This window comes from Micrococcus sp. KRD012, from assembly GCF_017168555.1.
Classification (GTDB): Bacteria; Actinomycetota; Actinomycetes; order Actinomycetales; family Micrococcaceae; genus Micrococcus; species Micrococcus luteus.
On sequence record NZ_JABFBB010000019.1, the window covers coordinates 90088 to 94271 of the forward strand.

Here is a 4184-nt window from a genome sequence, read left to right on the forward strand (position 1 = left end):
CAGCATGACCGACGCCCCCGAGACGGCCGCCCCGGACGCGCCCCCGCGGCTGATCGCCACACCGGCCGGTGGAGTCCCCCGGCTCACCGACACCCGCGCGGGCCTGGAGGCCTGCGCCGCGGCGCTCGCCGCGGGGACCGGGCCCGTCGCCATCGACGCGGAGCGCGCCTCCGGGATCCGGTACGGCCAGCGGGCTATGCTCGTCCAGCTCAAGCGCGAGGGCGCCGGCATCTGGCTCGTCGATCCCGAAGCCCTCGACGGGCTGGCCCCGCTGCAGGAGGCCCTCGCGGGCGTCGAGTGGATCCTGCACGCGGCCAGCCAGGACCTGCCCTGCCTGGCCGAGCAGGGGCTGCGCCCCGATCGGCTGTTCGACACCGAGCTCGCGGCCCGGGTGTCCGGCCTGCCGCGCGTCGGCCTGGCCGCGGTCCTGGAGGAGCTGCTGGGGGTCACCCTCGCCAAGGAGCATTCGGCCGCCGACTGGTCGGTGCGTCCGCTGCCCGAGGCGATGCTCACCTACGCGGCGCTCGACGTCGAGCTGCTCGTCCCGCTGCGCGAGGCCCTGATCGCGCGCCTCGAGGCCGACGGCAAGCTCGCGTGGGCCGAGCAGGAGTTCGAGCACGTGCGCACGGCCCCGCCGCCCACGCCGAAGAAGGACCCCTGGCGCGGCACCTCGGGCTCCCAGACGCTGCGCCGCCCCGTGCAGCGCGCGGTCCTCAAGCGCCTGTGGGAGGCCCGCGAGGACCTCGCCCGCCACCGCGACGTCGCCCCCGGCCGGCTCATCCCGGACCGGTCGATCGTCGCCGCCGCGGCCGCCCAGCCGCGCACCGTCCCCGCCCTGCGCCAGACCTCCGGCTTCCACGGCCGCGCCGCGAGCCGCGAGGCCCCGCGCTGGATCGCCGCGATCCGGGCCGGCGTTGAGGACGCCGAGCGGGACGACGCCCCCGCGGCGCAGATCCGCACCGGGGACGGCCCGCCCCCACCCCGGGCCTGGAAGGACCGGGACCCGGTGGCGGACCGCCGCCTGCGCACGGCCAAGGCCCGCGTCGCCCGACGGGCCGAGCAGCTGGGGATGCCCACCGAGAACCTCCTCACCCCGGACACCCTTCGGCGGATCTGCTGGACCCGCCCCGATCACCCCCGAGACCGTCGACGCGTTCCTGACGGAGCGGGGCGCGCGCCCGTGGCAGGTGGAGAACGTCGGCGCGATCGTCACGGTCGCGCTCCTCGACCCCGATCCCGCCGGCGCCTGAGCCCCCGACGCGGCCGGCCGGATCGGTCCGTCGCGTCGCGTCGACGCCGAGGCTACTCGCCGGTAGTGTGACCCGCATGACATCCGTTTCTCTTGCTTCCTTCGACCACCTGCCCGCCCTGGCCCCGGATGAGGTCGTCACCACCGTCACCGTGACCGACCACGCCCTGCCCGATGGCGCGGGCACGCTCGCGCTGCTCACGCTGGACAACGGGCAGGGACCCCGCCGGCCCGCCACCCTGGGCCCGGCCACGCTCCTCGGCCTCGGCCGGGTGCTCGACGAGCAGGCCGCCCGGGCCGCCGCGGGCGCGATCCAGGCCCTGGCCGTGACCGGTGTGGAGGGGACCTTCGCGGCCGGGGCGGACCTGTCCCTGATCGCGGGCCTCACCGACGACGTCGGCCGCGACCTGGCCCTGCTCGGCCACGCCGTCTACGACCGGCTCGCGGCCCTCGAGATCCCCACGGTCGCGCTCGTGAACGGCCTCGCCCTCGGCGGCGGCCTCGAGCTGGCCCTGGCCGCCGGACACCGCGTGGTGGCCGCCGATGCGAAGGGCTTCGGCCTGCCCGAGGTCCGGCTCGGCCTGATCCCCGGCTGGTCCGGCGTGTGGCGCGTGCCCCATCTGATCGGCCCGGAGGCCGCCGTCGACGTCGTGCTGAAGAACCCCCTCGACGACAACCGCATGCTCGACGCCCGCGCGGCGCACGGGCTCGGCCTGATGGACCGGATCGTGGAGGGGGACCTCCTCGACGCGGGCCTCGAGCTCGCCGCCGCCCTGGTCGCCGGGGACGAGTCCGTGGCGGCCGAACTGGCCGCCCACCGCGACCGCGACGTGTCCGACGCCGCCTGGGACCGCGCCCTGGCGGCGCTGGAGCGGCTGCAGGCCGCTCGCCCCGGACGCCACCTGCCGGCGCGCCGTCACCTGGAGGACCTGTTCACCGGCGCCCGCACGCGCACCCGCGCCGAGTCCGCCCAGGCCGAGGCGGACGCCCTCGGGACGCTGCTGCACTCCCCCGAGTTCCGGCGCACCGTGTACGCGTTCCTCGGCCTCGTCCAGGGCCGCGCCAAGCGCCCCGCCGGCGACCCGGGCCGCGAGCTCGCCCGCGAGGTCCGCAAGGTCGGCATCGTCGGTGCGGGCCTGATGGCCGGCCAGCTCGCCCTCGTCTTCGCCCGGCACCTGCGGGTGCCCGTCGTGATGACGGACATCGACGCCGAGCGTGTCGAGCGCGGCCTGGCGGGCGTGCGCGCGCAGGTCGAGAAGATGGTCTCCCGTGGACGGCTCTCCGCCGAGGACGGCGAGGCCCTGGCCGGGTTGATCACCGCGGACACGGACAAGGCGGTGTACGCGGACGCCGACATCGTCATCGAGGCCGTCTTCGAGGAGCTCGAGGTCAAGCGCACCGTCTTCCGCGAGCTCGAGGGCATCGTGCGTGAGGACGCCATCCTGATGACCAACACCTCGAGCCTGTCCGTGGCCGCCATGGCCGAGGTCCTCGAGCATCCCGAGCGCCTCGTGGGCTTCCACTTCTTCAACCCGGTGGCGGTCATGCCGCTCGTGGAGATCGTGCGGACCGAGGCGACGACGGACGAGGTCGTGGCCACCGCGTTCGAACTGACCCGCCGGCTCCGCAAGACCGGCGTGCTCGTCCACGATGCCACCGCGTTCGTGGTCAACCGCGTCCTGCTGCGCATGATGGGCGAGGTGCAGAACTCCTTCGACGAGGGCACCGACGCGCACGAGGCCGACCACGCGCTGGACCCGCTGGCCCTGCCGATGACGCCGTTCACCCTCCTGGCCATGGTCGGCATCCCCGTGGCCCAGCACGTGTCCGAGTCCCTCTCCGCGTCCTTCGGCGCGGAGCGCTTCCCGGTCTCGGCGAACCTGCAGCGCCTGATCGACGCCGGCAAGACCGCGATCTGGGCCAAGGACGTCCGCCCCGACCGGCGCGACGAGGAGGCCGCCGGCGCGACCGGCGAGCAGATCCCGGAGGCGACCGCGGCCCTGCTGGAGCAGGGCTCGACCCCGCAGACCTCCGAGGAGCTGCTGCGCCGGGTCGAGGACGCGCTGGCCGAGGAGATCGGCCTGCTCCTGGACGAGCGCGTCGTCGCGGCCCCCGAGGACGTGGACCTGTGCATGATCCTCGGCGCCAACTGGCCCCTGCACCTGGGCGGCATCACGCCGTACCTGGACGACTGCGGGGCCGCCGAGCGGGTGAACGGGCGGCGCTTCCACCCGGCCGCGCAGGCCTGACCGGCCCCGGCCGGGCCGTCCGCGACGGCCCGGCCCACGGCTCAGGCGATCGGCAGCCCGGCGAACGTCACCACGTGCGCGTCGAGCCCGGCGGTCGCCGCGGCCTGGTCGGCCACGGGGGTCGAGGCGGTGCCCCCGCCCCAGTCGGAGGCGACCACGGCGCCCTCGCGCACGAGGTGCGCCCCCAGCTCCACGCCGTCCGCGACGACGGCCACCCGCACGTCCGACCCGCCCGCGTCCGCCGGGCGCAGCTCGGCGCGGGGCACGCGCAGCCCGCCCTGCAGGGGCGAGGCCTCCTCGAGCCGGTCCACGGCGAGCGGGCCTTCGGCGGCCACCCGCGCGAGGAGGAGGTACTCCGCGTACGAGGGCAGCACCGCGGCGTCGATGCCGGCCCGCTCACGGTCGATGCGCACCCGCTGGGCTCCGGCGGAGTCCTCGTGGGTCGTCCATGCCCAGCCGTCCCCGTCGGGCGTGAAGCCGACCTGCGTCTGGGCGAGGTAGCGCTCGGGCAGTCCACCGCGGGCGGCGCGCTGGGCGGGCGTGGGGGCGAAGCCCATGCGGGTGGTCAGCACGCCGTCCTCCAGCACCCGGTGCAGGAAGCCGACGTGCACGTCGTCGAGGGTCACGGCCTCCCACCGCTCGAAGGGAGTGAGGTCGAAACGGGCGGCGCCGGTGGGGCGCGGGGC

The 4184-nt window shown here is 76.1% G+C and carries 2 protein-coding genes and 1 pseudogene; 2 read left to right on the plus strand and 1 reads right to left on the minus strand.

Annotation, left to right across the window (positions count from 1 at the left end; all coding sequences use genetic code 11):
- Positions 1-4: 4 nt before the first annotated feature.
- Positions 5-1250 (plus strand): annotated as a pseudogene (locus J1M37_RS08140) (ribonuclease D).
- Between the two features lie 76 nt (positions 1251-1326).
- Positions 1327-3498 (plus strand): 3-hydroxyacyl-CoA dehydrogenase NAD-binding domain-containing protein, encoded by a 2172-nt coding sequence (locus tag J1M37_RS08145; RefSeq protein WP_036317899.1) that lies wholly within the window; start codon positions 1327-1329, stop codon positions 3496-3498.
- Positions 3499-3539: 41 nt separating this feature from the next.
- Here J1M37_RS08145 and J1M37_RS08150 read toward each other — a convergent pair.
- The coding region (locus J1M37_RS08150) for a hypothetical protein (protein ID WP_206450620.1) at positions 3540-4184 on the minus strand (645 nt) is incomplete at its 5' end.

Excerpts from the sequence above, each read along its gene's own strand:
- J1M37_RS08145 (WP_036317899.1), top strand. The coding sequence starts at position 1,327 with ATGACATCCGTTTCTCTTGCTTCCTTCGACCACCTGCCCGCCCTGGCC.